This window comes from Deltaproteobacteria bacterium, from assembly GCA_020845775.1.
Lineage (GTDB): Bacteria > Bdellovibrionota_C > UBA2361 > SZUA-149 > JADLFC01 > JADLFC01.
The window spans coordinates 1-18,496 of the sequence record JADLFC010000017.1 but is presented as its reverse complement, the minus strand read 5'-3'; the positions used below and the strand labels follow the sequence as shown (position 1 = coordinate 18,496).

Here is an 18,496-nt window from a genome sequence, read left to right as displayed (position 1 = left end):
AAATAAGACCTTAGACGATCAAAGAAAGCTCCCACCTTTGGCCGTCCTTAGCCCCTACCTTGCGAGCTAAGCCAAAGAAGTGGTTAAAGTTATCAAAAAGAGCTGCTACCTCAGCATTCCCTGAAGCGATTGCAGCTGCCGACTCTATAGCAGGAGTTGTCCTAAGCGGGTTTTGATTTCCCATTTTTAGAAGCTGAGAATCCCTTTCCTCAAAAGTAATTCGTGGAAGATGCTCTACCAATCGCTCCATATCCAGAAACCAGTTCGGTATTAATGGCGCTTCGAGCAATCTCTCCAAAGTTACAGCCTCGCTAACTAAGAAGTTGCACGACGCAACTCTTCTAATGCTCTTAACGCACGCTGGAACTCCCAAATACTTGCCAATATCTCGCGCAACAGCCCTAACATACGTGCCCTTAGACACAGTCATCCTGTAAGCGAGTTCATATGGTGCGTCAATAAATTCTAGCGACATGGCATGAATAGTAACTGTGCGTCCGGAAAGAACCACCTTTTCGCCTTGACGCGCTAACTTGTAGCTTCTCTGGCCAGCGATTTTTATAGCCGAGTACTCTGGTGGAACCTGGAGAATCTCCCCAACAAATGCTCTCTCGAGCTCGCGCTCGATACCTCTATCTCTCGCGCAAGCTGTGCGAAGAGGTTCTAATTCGCAATCCTCACTAATTGTGTTGCCACTAATATCATCTGTATCGGTAGCTCTCCCTAGCAAAAAGACACCTTCATAACTCTTTTTCCCTTCAAGCAGAAGCGATTGCAGGCGAGTAGCTTTGCCAAACAAGACTACGAGCAGGCCAGTAGCAATAGGATCCAATGTGCCGGCGTGGCCAAGCCGCTTGAAGCCAAAGCGCGCTTTGATTTTCTGAACCACAGCAGACGACGTAAGACCTTCTGGTTTATCTACGAGTAACGCACCACTTTGAGGAACTACTTGCGACACGAAAGTAAAAAATATTAATAAATCCTAGGGGCCTCGCTGAAGGTTATTTATGACATTTCCAAAAAGGATTTTTGTAAATGTCATAAACAGCAAGTGTGTAAGCGCTTGCCAATAAACAACAAATGCCGTTTCCAAAAAGTAAAATATTTAAGTCACTTTCTGGAAACGGCATAGATGCTTTTCGAGCTCGGCGACAATTTTCCTTTCAACATCCTCTCTACTGCCGCGCATCCTGCATCCCGCTGCTGCGTAGTGTCCGCCACCGCCAAAAACTGCTGCAATGTCCTGTACGTTAAGGCAACTAGCCTTGGACCTTAAACTTAGCTTCCAGCCATCATCGGTTTCGCGCATAAAAACAGCTCCTATGGTTCCGCGCAGAGCTCTCACGTCATCGATGATGCCTTCCGAATCCTGAGCAGTGGCACCGCACCTATCGAGCATCTCCTTCGTAACGACAACCATGCCAACCTGGCCATCGAGAATAATGTTCGTCACTTCCATAGCTAAGGCTCTTAGTTGCATCACTCTAGCTGGAACGGAATAATACAGCCAATTTGAAACGCGCTCAGGCTGCGCCCCACATCTAACGATCTCAGCAGCGCACATAAAAACCTTCTCATTGACGTTTGAATACCTAAAACTCCCAGTATCGTCGGCTAGACCAGCATACAAGAGATTCGCCATTTCAGTATCTACACTTACGCCAAGCTCTTTAATTAGAGAAAAAACAATTTGCGCACTAGCCGCTGCTTCGCAGTCGACGTAATTAATCTCGGCCCAATTGGAATTTGAAACATGATGATCCAAGTTAAACGTGAGGCTTGCTCTTTTGAGCAAGAGCTCAAAATCGTCCCCAAAGCGATTAGCCGTTGCAGCATCCAAACCCACAAAGGCGTCGAATTCTTTCTCTGGAATCGAATGAATTGGAGAGACCCCAGATCTAAAAGGCTCCATCCGTTCTGGAAAGACATCGAAGAGGTAAACTACCACCTCTATGCCAAGCAAACGCAAGGCCAATGCGAGAGCAAAGCTCGAACCAATTGCATCTGAATCGGGAGAAATATGAGTGCTCACCAGCACTTTTTTACAAGCACCTAAGCGCCTCGCAATATCTGCTAATTGCTCTTTGTTCAAACTCACAAACCCGCCTTTTCGAGCAACATATCTATACGCGCTCCGGTTTCTACGGAACTGTCATACTCAAAAATCAACTCTGGCACGTATCTAAGTTCGAGCTCTTCACCGATTCGCCGACGCAAAAATTTTGTAGCTTTTTTTAAGGCTGCGTCAACTGCCGCAATTTCCTCGCGATTCAAAAAAGCCGACTCATTAGCAGAGTTCCCAATTGCGCCAAAATAGCTCCAGTAAATGCGCGCAACTCTTCCGTCTGGCGACAGCTTTATTCCCGTAATACTAATAAAACCCAAACAGGGATCGCCAAGCCTTCTTATCTCCTCGGCTAAAAAGGCGTGCACTCTCTCGGTCTTTCTCTCTTTCTTATACATCTATGAACCTAAGTTGGCCTTACTTCTTCGAGTTTATATACTTCGATAATATCCCCATCCTTGATATCCGAGTAGCCATCAATTCCAATTCCACATTCATACCCACTACCCACCTCTTTGACATCGTCCTTAAATCTCCTAAGGCTCGCCATTTTTCCCTCAAACACCACCCGACTATCTCTAATCAAACGCACATTTGCACCCCTCTCGATAATGCCGTTTAAGACGTAAGACCCTGCAATGGTGCCAAGTCTTGGAACCTTAAAAGTAGTCCTTACCTCAGCTCGACCGAGCGACTTTTCCTTGTAGGTCGGCGCCAAAAGCCCAAGCATTGCACTCGTAAGAGAGTCTAATAACTCGTAAATAACTCTAAAGAAGCGCACGTCAACTCCATACTTATCAGCCATGTCGCTAGCCCCGGATTCAAAGCGCACGTTAAAGCCGACAACCACAGCACGCGAAGAATGAGCGAGCTGTATATCGCTTTCGTTAATACCACCGACCCCCGCATGTATGACCTTTACCTGCACATCGTTTCTTTGCAGGTTGCCAAGCGATTCCTTAAGCGCCTCAACTGAGCCTTGGGTATCGGCCTTTACGATAACTGGCAACTCATGCACAGCTCCCTGCTTCATCATTTCCGAAAACGTCTCCAGGCTCATTGCGCCGCGAACAGCCCCCTTCTGCGCCAGCTCTTTATTGCGCTTGCGTAGCGCCCTGTGCTCCGCCACCTGCCGCGCTTGCGCCTCATCCGCCATGACGAAAATCTCATCTCCCGCTTCTGGGGTGTCCGAAACTCCTAACACTTCGACCGGAAAGCCTGGGCCCACCTCCTTAACCCTAACGCCATCATGCGACCATAAGGCTTTTATTTTACCAGTAGTAGCCCCTACTAAAAACACATCGCCTTCCCTTAACGTCCCATTTTTCACCAAAACTGTAATGACCGCGCCGCGTCCTCTATCTAACATCGATTCAATGACGACGCCGTAGCCTGCTCTATCTGGGTTTGCCTTAAGCTCGAGCATCTCTGACTGCAACAAAATGCCCTCTAGTAACTCATCGATACCCTGTCGCGTGCGCGCCGATACCGGGACAAACATCACCTGTCCTCCCCAATCCTCTGGAATTAAACCCTGATCGGCAAGCTGTCTCTTGACGAAATCGATATTGGCACCTTCCTTGTCTATCTTATTAACAGCCACAACTATTGGAACTTCAGCTGCGCGCGCGTGATTAATCGCTTCAATAGTTTGAGGCATTACGCCGTCATCGGCAGCAACTACGAGCACCACGACGTCAGTAACCTTAGCACCGCGACCGCGCATAGCCGTAAAAGCCTCGTGCCCCGGAGTGTCGATAAAAGTCACGAATTGACCATTGGGAGCGCGCACATTGTACGCCCCTATGTGCTGAGTAATTCCTCCAGCTTCCCGCTCGCTAACGGAAGTCTTGCGAATAGCATCGAGCAAGGAAGTCTTACCGTGATCTACGTGGCCCATGACGGTAACAACCGGTGGCCGAGTTACCAGAAGCGCACTTTCATCGGCCTTTTTAAGCTCAGACAAAAACTCCTCTTCATCATGGCCGGTATTGGCTGTAGTAAACCCAAATTCGCTCGCCACGACAGTAGCGGTATCGAAATCGATCAATTGATTTACGCCGGCCATTACGCCCAAGCTCATTAGCTTAGTAATAACATCGCCGACCTTTGCTCCCATGTTTTTTGCGAGCTCGCCAACGGAAATTTCCGAATCGATCTTAACCACCAATTTAGAGGCCCTCGTTGGACCAGACTCGCGAACCTCGGCCTTTTGAACCAATACATCCGCCCTTCCCTTTTTAGGTTTTCTATCTCGACCTTTTCGCCATACGTCGCGATCCGTCTCGTAATCCAGTAGTTCGTCCTTCTTTAGAACTTGTTTCTTTGGTTTAAGGCCGCCGCGATCCAGCTTTGCACCTCCATCGGCCCATTTACGCGTATGCTTTCCAGGCTTGTGCGCAGACGGCGATACCTCCTCCTCTAATTCCTCAACAATTTTTACTTTTTTTACAGCCGGTTTCTTCTCAGCAGGCGCCTTTTCTGGCAGGGCGATTTTTCCAAGAACTTTTAACGCCCTAACATCGTGCCGACGCCTAACTTCATCCAGTGGATCTTCCTCACCACTAATCTCAGCACCATCTACTGTCGCAGGTTCTTGCTCCTGGAAAATACCTATCGCCCCTACCTCCGAGTCACCTAATTCCTCGCTGCTAGCTCCATTATTTAGAACTGCATGCTGTTCTCGAGATTGAGCATCCTCAGGAACCAACGCCTGCTGAGCTGCGCCAGTAACCTCTGGGCTGCTAATCTCAGTTAGGTTTGGCGACCTGAGCGACCATTTTTTTTCTTCAATCGGCTGCTCAACCTCTTCTTCCTCCTGCTCATTATCGCTAGACCGTTCAAAAAGCGCGTTTGCTTGGGCCAATGCCTCCTCGCGCGTTCGTCGCTCATCCAAATAATTCGGCAGGTCACCTCGCAAGTCATCCACACGACTGCTCGAAATAGCCAAGTCTAACCTCGCACCCTCTGGAGCCTCGTCCTCGCTTTTTTTTCTGCGCCTAATGACATTGCCCATGCGACGTTCAATGCCTGAGCCATTTTTCATCTTGACGTCTCGCACCGTGTCCTCGGCACTGCTACTCACGGCCTCGCGAATTACCGAACGGCGCACGCGATCTGCTTCATCGTCGCTTAACGAGTTGGAATGAGAACTCTTGCCGCCGATACCTAGCTGCGCACATAACTCGATAACAGCCTTATTTTCCAACCCTAGCTCTTTGGCTAATTCGTAAACTCTAATATTCGACATAACTCAATTGCTCAATATCCTTACCTGCCGTCGCTCTTTACCGAACCCAGGCGAAATGCTTTCTTCTCACATCCCATCAACAAATCCTCGTTATCCCCATCGCCCTCTAACAGATTCCTAATACTTAAATGGGCACCTTTTAGCCTCTTAAACAAAGCGCGGTTACCAGTTTTCTTCGCATCTTCACTGACTTCCCTGCCGCTTCCGCGCAACAGAGAAGAAATTACAGAACTAGCCGCTCGGGGACTAAACAAGCATTCGGCCTTCTTATGACAATAAGCCCCACGCCCTAAACATTTTCCAACTCTGTCTAGTTTAGCAGTTTTTAGCAAATCAGTGTTTAAGCCGCTGCTTTCGCAGCGCAAACCTGCTGACTCGCTGCGCAAACACTCTCTGCGAAACGCGAAACGCCACAACTCCTCCTTTGCGCCGCGCTTTCTGCATACTACACATGTGCGCTGGGGCTTTGCCCTCACTCTCGACCTACGCCCCCTTAGCTCTCGACCTACACCCTCTGTTGAAATTTCAAAAACGACTCCGTCGCCTTACAGACTACTGCCGCCTGATCTTCCTGCAAGCCAGTAGCGCGAGATAAGTCCTGTGGACTTATGGAAGCAAGGCTCTGAATTGTCACAAAGTTGTTTTTAACTAGCACCTCTCGGAATCCCTCCGGCAATACCAGCTGATCTATATCCGTAGCAACCGACTCGTCAGTAGACTTAGGGCCGCTGCCGTTAACCTTTTCCTCATCCAGCAATCTAGCCGCTCCTCCGATGATGTCTCTGGCTCTTAGCTCGTCAATTCCCTCGATGGAGGTGAGATCTTCCACAGACGCATTGCTCACCTCCTGAATAGTTCGATATCCCTGTTGATACAAAAGCTCTGCTTCGCCAAAACCAATTGCGGGAATCGATTGAAGCGCCTCTCGTGCTCGCTTCGACTCTTCCTCGGCAACTGACTCGCTGCGCACATCAATCCTCCAGCCCGTTAGCTTTGAGGCCAGCTTAACGTTTTGTCCCTGGCGTCCTATTGCTAACGACAGCTGATCGTCTGCTACAACGACCTCCATCGCGTGCTCCTCCTCGTCGACGATAACGCGCACAACTTCCGCAGGTGAAAGCCCTCTAGCGACAAAACTCGGAGCATCCGGTGTCCAGGTAACGATGTCGATGCGTTCACCTCTTAACTCAGACACCACTGCCTGCACCCTGGAGCCCTTTATCCCAACACAAGCCCCGACTGGATCCACATTTGTATCGTTAGAATATACGGCGATTTTCGCGCGCTCTCCTGGTTCGCGGGCAACGCTCTTAATCTCCACAATGCCCTCGGATATTTCGGGAACCTCAATTTCAAACAGCTTTCGCATAAACTCCGGATGGCTTCGAGTAAGGACGATTTGCGGTCCGCGACTTACCGGAGCGATGTCGAGAATCATTGCACGGATGCGATCGCCCTGTCGATATCTTTCGCGCTGAATCTGCTCACGCGCCGGCAACAGGGCATCGGTCTTGCCGAGGTTAACAATAATATTTCCGCGCTCAAATCTCTGCACAATGCCGTTTACTATCTCGCCCTTGCGGTCGCGGTACTCGCTATAGATGACATCGCGTTCGGCATCGCGAAGTTTTTGAAAGATGACCTGTTTGGCCGTCTGCGCCGCTATTCGGCCTAATTCTGAGGAATCGATTTTGCAGCCGATCTCGTCACCTAACTCGCAATCGGGATCGTAATCGCGCCTAGCGTCTTCCCAGCTCATCTGAGTAAGCGGATTGTCAACTTTCTCCACCACCGTCTTGAACTCTAGAACCTCGATTTCTCCCAGATCGGAATTATAGCTAGCCTCTAGATTCAGATTGTGGCCAAAATGCTTCTTTGCCGCACTAAGCACCGCAGACTCCAAGGCCGATACTAGCACGCTAGTGCTAATGCCCTTGTCTCGACCAACCTGATTTACGATCTGTTCTAGATCAAACTTTATAGCCATACGCAATTATTTCCTCAACCCGTTACAATTCTCAAAATTAAAATCTATTCTTGCGCTCTTAATGCTCGCATATGGGACGACAGCCCCTGTTGCGTCCTTTCCTTCCTCTTCTACGGTAATGTTTAGCTCATCCGCGGCCTTCAATGTTCCGCGAATAGTTCTAGCTCCTCGGTTAGCCACCTTTTTGCCGTCATCACTAGTTTCCGCCCCGTAAAGTGTTAGGCGAACTCTTTCTCCCACGGCGCCCATAAAATGACGCTGTAAGCGCAAATTGCGATTAATGCCTGAAGACGACACTTCTATGCGCATCTCCTCGCTCAACCCAAACCTACTAGCCTCTACAGCAAAAAAAGTAATCAATCTCTTGCATAACTTTGAGCAATCTCCGCTGCTAACGCCGCCTGCGATCTTTCCATCGCCACCGCTCTTGCATACGTAGATAATCACACTACTATTGCCCTGCAAGGCAGCGTCATAAAGCGTAACGCCATCATCTTCCGCGAGAGAAGCGAGCTCGCGCCAAAGTTCGCTATTGACATCGACAAACGCCATAAACTATCAACTCATCCCAACAGTCAAAAAACACTACTCCCGAGAACGCCGCGCCACCCACATCAGCGAGTTCAAACAAGTCCACATGTAGTGAAGTTAGAACCACCCGAGCGCAGATAAAACAGCTATAATGCAGCCTACTTGCTAAGAGAACTTGCGCCTTGGCGCCGGGAAAACTGGAGAAAAATTAACACGCTCGAAAAAACTTTTTGATTATAGCAGTTTAGCTAAAAGGCTTCAACCATAAAGGCAAGCAATGTCTCGAAGTGACTAAGTCCCCGTATTTATTATCGTTTTGGACCTACGCTGGGTCTTGAGAAAAAAAATGAACGTCAATTTGCCATATGCCATTTACAAAAAAGATTTTTTTAAATGGTATAAACAGCAAGTGCGTAAGCACTTGCCAATAAACAACAAATACCGTTTCCAAAAAGTAAAATATTTAACTTACTTCTTGGAAACGGTATGGCCTTGAATTGCAAGGGCACATGAAAAAAAGCTATTTAATTATTATTGTTGAATGTCATTCGTCTAACGTCATGCAGTGTAATTATTGTTAACTGGGAGAAATACAAATGAAGAGAAGCTACATAGCAAAATCAGTTTTTGCCGTATGCGCGGTAATGGTTCTCAGCACGCCTGTGCTGGCTGAGCGAAATGGCAAGTGGGTCGACCAGAAAATAGAGCGGCTTCAGGCCAAGCTCGAGCTCACGGATGACCAGGCTAACCAAATTGCCGAAATTTTTTCGCAAATGAAAAAAGATAACAAGCGATGCAATTCCCTAAATAAGTTTTCCGAGAGAAGGGATTGCCGGCAAGCAAAACACGACGAGAAGGTTAAGAAGGTTCAATCAGTTCTAAACGACAAGCAAAAAACTCAATTCGAGGAAATGAGAAAGAACTGGAAAGGCGATAAAGGGATGCCATGCGGGCATAACTGCGGCGGTGGTAGCTGCGACAAGGCATAGCTTAAAAACATAGTTGCCAACTGGCAGGCTCCGAGGGCGCCTGCCAGTTTACGACGACGACACGGTCGAATAAACCCGGGGAGTTTCACACCGTGTTTACTCGACCAAAGTTTTTTTTAAAGAAAGCCCTAACGATCCACCCAAACCGCCTTGATATTTACAAACTCCCGCATCCCCTCTCTTCCCAACTCCCGCCCAAAACCAGAATCCTTAACTCCCCCGAAGGGCGTGCTGGGGTCGGAGTGGATTATTCCGTTGATTACTATGTTGCCAGCATCGACTAGACGAGCCAAAGCTTTTCCGTGCTCTACGTCCTTAGTCCAAATACTTGCTGCCAAACCAAAGTTAGTGTCATTTGCAATGGAAATAGCTTCGTTTTCCTCCTCAAAGGAAACTATGTGCGCTACTGGCCCAAAAAGTTCTTCTTGAAAAAGCGATAGTTGCGTGGACGCCGAACTGAGCACTAGAGGTGCAAAGAAAAAGCCTTTAGGTGGCAGTGAAAGACCCTCTTTTGAAATCACCGTGGCCCCTAAATTGACAAGCCTTTCTACTTGGCGCTGCAACTGAGATTTTAAATCCGCTCGCGCTAAAGGACCCATGGTAACTTCTGGATCCAGCGGATCGCCGAGCACTTGGGACTCCATTTCCTGCAAAAAGTGATCAACAAAAGGTCTAAAAATACCTGCATCTACGATAAATCGCTTTGCTGCACAACACAGCTGACCGGCATTCGCACAGCGAGACCGCGCACCAGCACTAGCAGCAGCCGCAATATCAGCATCTTTAAGCACTATAAACGGATCACTTCCGCCAAGCTCTAACACTATCTTCTTCAAATTGCGAGCAGCAATGCTACCGACAAGTTTTCCAGTCTCTACGCTCCCAGTAAAAGAAACCCCTGCCAAACGCCTATCGGATATAACCTTTTCCACCTGCTCATTGCTAAGAAAGAGCGAACGAAAAGTGCCTCTTGAAAAACCACTAGAATCAAACAACCCCTCAATTGCTAGGGCGCACTGAGGAGTATTGGGAGCATGCTTTAACAAAACCACGTTGCCGGCCATTATCGCAGGAACCGCACAGCGAAACACCTGCCAAAACGGATAATTCCACGGCATGATAGCTAATACTGGGCCAAGCGGCTCAAACCTAACTTGCGCCATATTCCCGTCAAGCCTAACTACCTCCTCCCCAGCCAACAAGGCCTCGCCGTGCTCTGCAAAATAGCGGCAAGTAGCGGCACACTTTCTTACCTCCGCCTCGCCTTGAGCAATGGGTTTACCCATCTCTATAGCCATTAGGCGAGCACAAGTATTTGCCTCCATCTCAAGGCGCCTTGCTAATTCCAAAAATAACTGAGCTCGCTCCGAAAAGCTTGCCCGGCGCAGCAGCAAGAAAGCCTCGCACGCTGCATTTAGCGCAGCCTCGACCTCATGACCGGAGCAAAACGCAAACTCTCTAACTAACTCGCCCGTAATTGGATTTATGGTTCTATAAATCGAGCTCACGACTAACTCCAATCTCTCGACCGCTCAACCGCAGACTTCCAACGTCTGCGCGCGACTGCCACTTGGGATTCCGCTTTTCTTGCCGCAAATCTCCTTAATGGCTTTGCAGAACCGCTGCCGCTCGCTAGCATGCTCTCCACTGCGTGCTCCAAAGAATTAAATTCTCCAGCTCCAAAGGCAGCAGCCCGCGCGGCACCTAAAGCCGTTAGCTCTGCGCTAGATGAAACAACTACCTCTCTTTGAGATATATCCGCTAAAATCTGACAAAACACTTCGTTAGCGCTCATGCCACCGTCTATATTTAGCTCGCGTAGCTCACTTAAACCGCTGCACTCAAGTAAATCAGCCACCTGGTGAGCAACGCCCTCTAGGCATGCACGAACGATGTGGTTAGCAGTCACATTCCTATTAAGCCCAACAATTATTCCGCGCGCACTATCGTCCCAATAAGGCGCCCCTAATCCAACAAAGGCCGGCACTACAACTACACCAGAACTGTCGTTTACTTGCGAGGCCTTTAACTCGCTCTCAGCCGAACTACTAATGAGCCCAATGCCGTCTCTTAGCCACCCGATGAGCGCACCGGCCATAAATACGCTGCCCTCCACTACATAAGAGCAATCCCCCTTTTCGACAGCAGCTCTACCCACTTCACCTCGCATCTGCCAGGCAACCGAGCTTAGCAAACCCTCATTAGAAGTGACGATCTCTCTGCCAGTATTAACCAGCATAAAGGCACCAGTGCCGAACGTGCACTTTCCGCTACCCGACGCTATGCACCCATGTCCAAGCAACGACGCTTGCTGATCGCCTAAAACCCCACAAATGGGGATTTCACTTCCACCACCGAGTATGGAAGTCCTTCCAAATATGCCAAAAGAAGCAACAATCCGTGGCAAGTTATGCCTATAAAGCGAAAATATTTCTAAAAGCTTGTCATCCCAATCAGTCTTTTTGAGCGAAAAAAGCATGGTGCGAGAGGCATTCGAGGATTCAGTAACCAATGCCGGAGCCGAGGTCTTACTTTTAGTCAAATTGTACACGAGCCAGCTATCAACCGTTCCAAAAACAGCTCGGCCAAGCTGCATCCTTTCTCTTAATCCATCGACATTTTCTTGAAGCCAAAGAATCTTGCTCGCGGAAAAATAGGGATCTAATACCAAGCCCGAAATGCTTCCAATCTCGTCTTGCAGGCCAGCCCTGCGAAGCCGAGAGCAAATTTCAGACGAACGCCTACATTGCCAAACAATGGCAGGCGCCAACACCTTGCCGTCTAATGGATCCCAGCAAATTAAAGTCTCGCGCTGGTTCGCAATTCCAATAGCTGCAATGCTTGCAGGCTCTACTCCGCTACACACCTCTCTCATCGTAGCAAGCTGTGCCTCCCAGATCTCGCATGCCTCCTGCTCGACCCATCCGTCGCTGGGGAAGTTCACCGATATAGGCTTGTTAGCTACCGCAAGTTCACAACCACTTAAATCGTACAAAATGGAGCGCGAAGACGTAGTCCCTTGATCCAAAGCCAGAATATATTTAGCTACGCCAGCCAAAACACTAGCCCCAACTATTTTTCTGCAAAGCTAACCGCTAAAATTTCGTAATCTTTCTCCCCAGAGGGCAATTTAACTTGCACGACATCGCCCTCTTGCTTTCCAATAAGAGCCCGCGCGAGAGGTGATTTGTAAGATAAAAACCCTAACGCAGCATTCGCTTCGTCCTCGCCTACGATGTAAATCTCACGCCGCTCGTCATCGTCCAAGCAACAAATCTTTACAGTTGCGCCGAAAACCACCCTATCTCCTGAAAGCGTAGAAACATCGACTACTTGCGCCGTACCTAGCTTGGACTCCAAATCGCGAATTTTTGCCTCCAAAAGCCCTTGCGCCTGCTTTGCCGCATCGTACTCGGCATTTTCGGATAAGTCGCCGTGCTCCCGAGCTACCTCAATGGCTTTAGACGCCTTAGGTCTCTCGACATATTTTAGTCTCTGCAATTCCTCGCTTAACACTTTATGCCCCTTAAGGGTCATGGGCGTTCGTTCACTCATTAGCCTTACTCCATCTAATCCACTACTCAACTCATTGCGCCAGATATCTCTGCAGAGAGAGCACATCTAGTCTATCTCCGAGACTCATCTGCTCGATTGCCTCCACTGCCGCACGAGCCGCCGCCACTGTCGTAAAGAGCGGCAATCTAAGATCAGACGCGGTAGTGCGTATCGTGCGAGAATCGAGCAGTGGCCCACTTCCTTCCGGCGTATTGATGACCAAGTCTACCTCCCCCGCAAGAAGAGCATCTACGATATGTGGCGAACCCTCGCGAACTTTATTGATGGATTCTACCTCTATATCGTGTTTGCGGAGAAACTGCGCGGTCCCACTAGTCGCGACTAGCTTAAAGCCCATACTCTTTAGCTTTCGCGTATAATCTAAAGACTCGTCCTTATCTTCATCCCTTAAACTTAAAAACACAGTTCCTTTCAATGGAAGCGTAGCGCCAGCAGCCACCTGCGCCCTATAAAAACCACCTGCAAAAGTCCTATCAATCCCCATCACCTCACCAGTAGAGCGCATTTCTGGCCCCAACAGGGCATCGACTCCATGAAATTTAATGAATGGAAACACCGATTCCTTTACCGCTACATAATTTAGATCGCTAATAGCTAAGGCATAATTTTCAAAGCGAAGAATATCTCCATACTCGGCACTGTCATGTAACTGCCGCAAAGTTTCCCCCGCCATAACTCTCGCAGCTACCTTTGCCCATGGAATGCCCGTGACCTTTGAGACAAATGGCACACTCCTAGATGCTCTGGGGTTAACCTCAATTACGTATACATCCTTGCCACCGCATACTGCAAACTGCACATTCATCAAGCCCACTACACCACACGCCCGGGCGAGGATTTTCGAGGCTCGCTCCACTTCAGCTAGCACCGAATCCGTAAGCGTTTGGGCGGGCAGCATGAATGAACTATCTCCAGAATGTATACCAGCCCGTTCCACATGCTCCATAATTCCTGCAATTACTACCAGCTTCCCGTCACAAACGGCATCGACGTCAATTTCAATGGCGTTATCTAAAAAGCGGTCTATTAACACCGGCCTCTCATTAGACACCATTACACTCTCCTCAATATAAGTCTTAAGCTCGTCCTCCGTATATACGATAGCCATTGCGCGCCCGCCCAAAACAAAGCTTGGCCTTACAACTATTGGATACCCGATTTCCTTAGCTGCCTGACAGGCCTGATCCGGCCTGCTAACCGTCCTATTCTCTGCCTGCAACAAATTTAGCTCGGCAAGAATCCGCTTAAATTTCTCCCTGTCCTCCGTAAGCTCTATAGCCTCTGGACTAGTGCCAATAATTGGGACTCCGCAATCCTTCAAGGCATTTGCTAGCCTTAGTGGCGTTTGGCCGCCGTACTGAACGATTACTCCCCACGGCCTCTCTCTATGCACCACCTCCATTACATCCTCTAACTCCAAGGGCTCGAAATACAGTCTGTCAGAAGTATCGTAATCGGTAGAAACGGTTTCCGGATTGCAATTCAACATTATCGTCTCGATATTTATGCCCCTTAGCGCCATGGCGGCATGTACACAGCAGTAGTCAAACTCTATACCCTGCCCAATTCTATTGGGTCCACCACCCAATATGACCACCTTCTTGGCCGAGGATACCTCTCCCTCCTCCGTGCTATCATACGTAGAATATAGATACGGCGTATGCGATGCAAATTCGGCCGCGCACGTGTCGACTGTCTTAAAAACGGGCCGCAGACTAAGCTCTCGTCGGCGACTAGCAACATCGATCTCCGAAACCCCACACAATTTTGCAATTCTCCTGTCACTTGTCCCAAGGCGCTTTAGCTCGCGCAACACTTCTCTACTACTTAGCGCATTCTCACCTAACTCAAGCAGGCTTTTTTCAGCCTTCACAATTCGCTGCATCTCGAAAAGAAACCACATATCGTAGTTCGACTTTCTGGCTAATTCCTCTAGCGACGCACCGAGCTCCATAGCTCGCGCAATTTGAAATATGCGCCGAGGATTAAGCGTTTCAATTTTTGCTAGCAAAACTTCTAAATCCCCTTCCGCGCTTTCCTCACCCCCTAAAAGCCCTGTTCTGCCGACCTCTAGCGATCGACAGGCTTTTTGTAGGGCTTCTGGAAAAATTCGCCCAATGGCCATCACCTCGCCCACTGACTTCATCTGCGTGCCAAGAATGGGATTTGTCGTCTTAAATTTCTCAAAATCAAAGCGCGGAATTTTAACGACCACGTAATCTATGCTCGGCTCAAAACAAGCCGGGGTCTTTTCGGTAATGTCATTTGGCAACTCGTCGAGCGTGTAACCCACAGCCAGTTTCGCCGCAATCTTTGCTATGGGAAAACCAGTCGCCTTAGATGCCAAGGCCGAACTGCGCGAGACTCGCGGATTTAGCTCTATCACTATTGCTCGCCCCGTTCGTGGACACATCGCAAATTGAACATTAGAACCGCCTGTATCTACTCCAATTTCATTCATCAGGCGGATAGCACCATCTCTAAGCTGCTGGTACTCCTTATCGGTAAGGGTCTGTATAGGTGCCACGGTAATCGAGTCTCCCGTATGAACTCCCATGGGATCGATATTTTCGATGCCGCAAATTACCACGGCATTTCCAGCACAATCGCGCATGATCTCTAGCTCCATCTCCTTCCAGCCAATGAGCGACTCCTCCAGTAAGAGTTCTCCAATAGGACTCAAGCTAAAGCCCAAACGCAGTTTCTCTTCTAACTCCTCCTCGCAAAAAACAGTTCCACTACCCGCTCCTCCCAAGGTGCGCGAGGGTCTAATGATTAACGGGTAGCCGAGTTCTGCCGCCGCGCGCCTGGCAGTTTCTAAATCGCGGCAAATAAAACTCTTTGCGCTACTTAAGCCACAACGCGTAACAGCCTCCTTAAAACGCTCTCGATCCTCAGCCGTCTTAATAGCTTCCGCACTAGCCCCAATGAGCTTTACTCCGCACTCCTCGAATATTCCCGATTCTTCGAGCTCCAACGTAACATTTAGTGCAGTCTGCCCTCCAATAGTGGGAAGCAAAGCATCGGGACGCTCTTTGCGTATTATTTGGGAAACAAATTCGCGGGTTATTGGCTCTATATAAGTCCTGTCAGCCAAGTTTGGATCAGTCATTATTGTAGCGGGGTTGGAATTTACGAGTATGACCCTATAACCCTCTTCCTTTAAAGCTTTAACGGCCTGAGTGCCAGAATAGTCAAACTCGCAAGCTTGCCCTATTACTATAGGCCCAGAACCAATGATGAGAATTGAAGTAATATCTGTGCGCTTTGGCATTTTAAAATACCTCTACCATTTTTCTAAACTGAGCAAACAAATAACGCGAATCGCGCGGTCCGGGCGAGGCTTCGGGGTGATATTGAACCGAAAAAGCACGGGCATCGGCAACACTCAAGCCTTCGACCGTTTGGTCGTTTAAGTTGACGTGGCTTACCTTCACTGAAGCCAGCTTGTCGTCCGGAACGCAAGCAAATCCGTGGTTTTGCGAAGTAATCTCCACTAAACCGGTTATCTTATTGCGCACCGGATGATTGCCACCGCGGTGGCCAAATTTTAGCTTATAAGTCTTTAACCCAAGAGCAAGCCCCAAAATCTGATGCCCCAAACATATGCCAAAAATCGGCTTCTTGCCGAGAAGTTCCCTAACGCACTCTATGGCCGCAACCACGGCCGCCGGATCGCCTGGGCCATTCGACAAAAAAACTCCATCCGGTGAGAGAGCTAGAACGTCCTTCGCCAACGAATCTACAGGCAAAACGCGAACGCGAAAACCACTATCTATGAGCAGCCTAAGAATATTGTACTTTACCCCGTAATCCAAAACTACTACCAAGGGACGCTTACTTAGCTCACTAGTAGTATGCTGCTTATATCCTCTACCGAGAACCCAAGTACCTTGAGTCCAATCATAGGCAGCCGAGGCACTTACGCGCTCAGCCAAATTGAGTCCCTCTAGACTTGGAAGCGCGCGAGCGCGATCTACTAGCTCATCGGGATTGTGTTCACCGCTAGCTATTACTCCCATCTGCGCTCCAACATTGCGAATGTGCAGCACGAGAGAACGCGTATCTATCCCAGCAATCCCCACTACGCCGTTAGCTTTTAGATATTCTTCAAGCGAACCCTGAGCCCTAAAATTCGAGTAGCAAGCTGAAAGCTCATGGACTATAATTCCAGCTACCTGCACCCTGGCCGACTCAACATCTTCGGCATTTACTCCCACATTCCCAATATGAGGATAAGTAAATGTGACCATTTGATTTACATATGAGGGATCCGTAATTATTTCCTGATAGCCATACATGGAGGTGTTAAACACTACTTCTCCCGTAGCCTCGCCAATCTGTCCTATAGCTCTACCCTTAAACACAGTTCCATCGGCTAGGGCCAAATGCGCCGGAACACTTGAACTTACTTTATCTCGCATAGTTCTTACTTCTTAAACTCCTTCTCAAACGAAAACACCTCTCGCCCTCCCACAAAAGTCTTCACCGGTACTCCGCGCAAAAGACAATTTAAAAATGGCGAGTTACTGCACTTAGAGCGATTTATAGATTGGTCAAAAACAACTTCCTTATCGAGATCAACAATCGTGACATCAGCATCCGAGCCAACCTTGAGACTCCCGCCAGGTAACCCCAAGCAGGCCGCGGGTGCGCTCGTCAAAGCCTCGATGGCGCGAGCTAAAGTCAGCTTTCCCTCTTTAACTTTTTTAAGTGTTAGCGGAAGTGTCGTCTGCAATCCAATTATGCCCATGGAAGCTTTTGCAAACTCTACATTTTTAGAATCCCTTTCATGCGGAGCATGGTCGCTTGCTATGCAATCGATTACCCCCCTACTTAGTCCATCTAGCAATGCGGCAACATCTTCAGCACTTCTAAGCGGCGGACTCATTTTATAGGCAGTATCAAAATTCGCCACACTCTCCTCAGTAAGCGAAAAGTGGTGAGGCGACACTTCGGCGGAGACTCTCACACCGTCATTTTTTGCCCGCTCGATAAGAGTGACCGCCCTAGCAGTGCTGACGTGGCAAAAATGCACCCGAGCACCCGTAAGCCGTGCTAGCTCAATATCCCTAGCAATCATGATGTCCTCTGCGGCCGTGGGCATTCCAGGCAAGCCGAGTTTAAGGCTTATGGCCGACTCGTTCATTGCAAAGCCCTCCGATAAACTTCGCTCCTCCTCATGACAAGCGAGGACAGCATCACACATCAAGCTATACTCCAAAGCTTTGCGCATTACGGCTGGACTAGATACGGGACGCCCATCGTCTGAAAATGCCACTGAACCGGCTTCCCGTAGCTCCAGCATAGGAGCCAAGCTTTCACCCTTTTGCTCTTGCGTAATTGCACCGATTGGATACACGCGCGAGAAACCTGCATTTCGCGCTTTTTCCAAAATAAACGCGACAATTTGCGCCCTATCGCAGACAGGAGAAGTGTTCGGCATACAACACACTGCGCTAAAGCCGCCGCAAACAGCAGCATGCGTGCCGCTCTCTATAGTCTCTTTCCACTCGTACCCAGGCTCGCGCAAATGCACGTGAATATCTATCAAACCCGGAACGACGATTAAGCCGCTAGCATCTACGAGATTTTCTACAGCACCAATGCCACCTAAAACTCCCGGCCTCTCCAGCCCAATAATTTTACCGTCTTCCAGCAAAATATCGAACTCGCCATCCAGTCCGTTTTTAGGATCTATAACTCTTCCGCCCTTAATAATAGTCTTTTTCGTCATAGCATTAGGCATTATATCTAAACTCCTCTTCGCCGCGAGAAACTTCAGCAGTCTTTTGCCTTTGACAAAGCAAAAACAGCACAGCCATTCTCACAGCCACGCCATTAGCAACTTGCTGATTTACTCTAGATCGCGTGCTATCTAGAACCTTGGACTCAATTTCCACACCTCTTATAAATGGCCCAGGTGCTAGAACTATGGCATTTGGCGCGTATTTATCCAATAATTCGGTTTTCACAGAATAGCGCCTGGCATATTCCTCTTTGGTGGGAATAAACGCCTCGTGAAGGTATTCCTCTTTCATGCGAAGCGACATCACTACGTCCGCTCCATGAAGTGCTTTTGACTGCTCATAGTAAAC

Annotated in this window: 15 protein-coding genes; 1 reads left to right on the top strand and 14 read right to left on the bottom strand. The window is 48.8% G+C overall.

Annotation, left to right across the window (positions count from 1 at the left end):
- Nucleotides 1–10: 10 nt before the first annotated feature.
- From truB to IT291_00975, 7 genes are all read right to left on the bottom strand, one after another.
- Nucleotides 11–958: a tRNA pseudouridine(55) synthase TruB gene (truB, locus tag IT291_01005; protein MCC6219799.1), complete on the bottom strand. Its 948-nt coding sequence runs from the start codon at nucleotides 956–958 to the stop codon at nucleotides 11–13.
- Nucleotides 959–1,105: 147 nt separating this feature from the next.
- Nucleotides 1,106–2,098 carry a DHH family phosphoesterase gene (locus IT291_01000; GenBank protein MCC6219798.1) on the bottom strand — a complete coding sequence of 331 codons (993 nt, stop codon included), beginning with the start codon at nucleotides 2,096–2,098 and terminating at the stop codon, nucleotides 1,106–1,108.
- Nucleotides 2,095–2,463 (bottom strand): 30S ribosome-binding factor RbfA, encoded by a 369-nt coding sequence (rbfA, locus tag IT291_00995; protein ID MCC6219797.1) that lies wholly within the window; start codon nucleotides 2,461–2,463, stop codon nucleotides 2,095–2,097. Before rbfA ends, IT291_01000 begins: the two co-directional genes overlap by 4 nt.
- Nucleotides 2,464–2,471: 8 nt before the next feature.
- Nucleotides 2,472–5,315, bottom strand: coding sequence for a translation initiation factor IF-2 (gene infB / locus IT291_00990; GenBank protein ID MCC6219796.1), 2,844 nt, complete (start codon nucleotides 5,313–5,315; stop codon nucleotides 2,472–2,474).
- Between the two features lie 20 nt (nucleotides 5,316–5,335).
- Nucleotides 5,336–5,791, bottom strand: a complete 456-nt coding sequence (locus IT291_00985; GenBank protein ID MCC6219795.1) for a YlxR family protein — start codon at nucleotides 5,789–5,791, stop codon at nucleotides 5,336–5,338.
- A 29-nt stretch (nucleotides 5,792–5,820) separates the two neighbouring features.
- On the bottom strand, nucleotides 5,821–7,296 hold the full coding sequence (gene nusA / locus IT291_00980; GenBank protein ID MCC6219794.1) for a transcription termination/antitermination protein NusA: 1,476 nt from the start codon (nucleotides 7,294–7,296) through the stop codon (nucleotides 5,821–5,823).
- 12 nt (nucleotides 7,297–7,308) lie between these two features.
- A complete protein-coding gene (locus IT291_00975; protein ID MCC6219793.1) occupies nucleotides 7,309–7,854 on the bottom strand; it encodes a hypothetical protein in 546 nt (181 codons plus the stop codon).
- A 575-nt stretch (nucleotides 7,855–8,429) separates the two neighbouring features.
- On the opposite strand from IT291_00975, the gene IT291_00970 reads away from it, so the two are divergent.
- On the top strand, nucleotides 8,430–8,822 hold the full coding sequence (locus IT291_00970; protein ID MCC6219792.1) for a hypothetical protein: 393 nt from the start codon (nucleotides 8,430–8,432) through the stop codon (nucleotides 8,820–8,822).
- A gap of 128 nt (nucleotides 8,823–8,950) precedes the next feature.
- On the opposite strand, the gene IT291_00965 is transcribed toward IT291_00970, so the two are convergent.
- The 7 genes from IT291_00965 to IT291_00935 all read right to left on the bottom strand — a co-directional run.
- Nucleotides 8,951–10,330, bottom strand: a complete 1,380-nt coding sequence (locus IT291_00965; GenBank protein MCC6219791.1) for an aldehyde dehydrogenase family protein — start codon at nucleotides 10,328–10,330, stop codon at nucleotides 8,951–8,953.
- A gap of 2 nt (nucleotides 10,331–10,332) precedes the next feature.
- Nucleotides 10,333–11,880: a glycerol kinase GlpK gene (gene glpK, locus IT291_00960; GenBank protein ID MCC6219790.1), complete on the bottom strand. Its 1,548-nt coding sequence runs from the start codon at nucleotides 11,878–11,880 to the stop codon at nucleotides 10,333–10,335.
- Between the two features lie 14 nt (nucleotides 11,881–11,894).
- Nucleotides 11,895–12,377 carry a transcription elongation factor GreA gene (greA, locus tag IT291_00955; protein ID MCC6219789.1) on the bottom strand — a complete coding sequence of 161 codons (483 nt, stop codon included), beginning with the start codon at nucleotides 12,375–12,377 and terminating at the stop codon, nucleotides 11,895–11,897.
- Nucleotides 12,378–12,408: 31 nt separating this feature from the next.
- Nucleotides 12,409–15,672, bottom strand: a complete 3,264-nt coding sequence (carB, locus tag IT291_00950; GenBank protein ID MCC6219788.1) for a carbamoyl-phosphate synthase large subunit — start codon at nucleotides 15,670–15,672, stop codon at nucleotides 12,409–12,411.
- A gap of 1 nt (nucleotide 15,673) precedes the next feature.
- Nucleotides 15,674–16,822 carry a glutamine-hydrolyzing carbamoyl-phosphate synthase small subunit gene (gene carA / locus IT291_00945; protein ID MCC6219787.1) on the bottom strand — a complete coding sequence of 383 codons (1,149 nt, stop codon included), beginning with the start codon at nucleotides 16,820–16,822 and terminating at the stop codon, nucleotides 15,674–15,676.
- 5 nt (nucleotides 16,823–16,827) lie between these two features.
- Nucleotides 16,828–18,135 carry a dihydroorotase gene (locus tag IT291_00940; GenBank protein ID MCC6219786.1) on the bottom strand — a complete coding sequence of 436 codons (1,308 nt, stop codon included), beginning with the start codon at nucleotides 18,133–18,135 and terminating at the stop codon, nucleotides 16,828–16,830.
- A 4-nt stretch (nucleotides 18,136–18,139) separates the two neighbouring features.
- The coding region (locus IT291_00935) for an aspartate carbamoyltransferase (GenBank protein MCC6219785.1) at nucleotides 18,140–18,496 on the bottom strand (357 nt) is incomplete at its 5' end.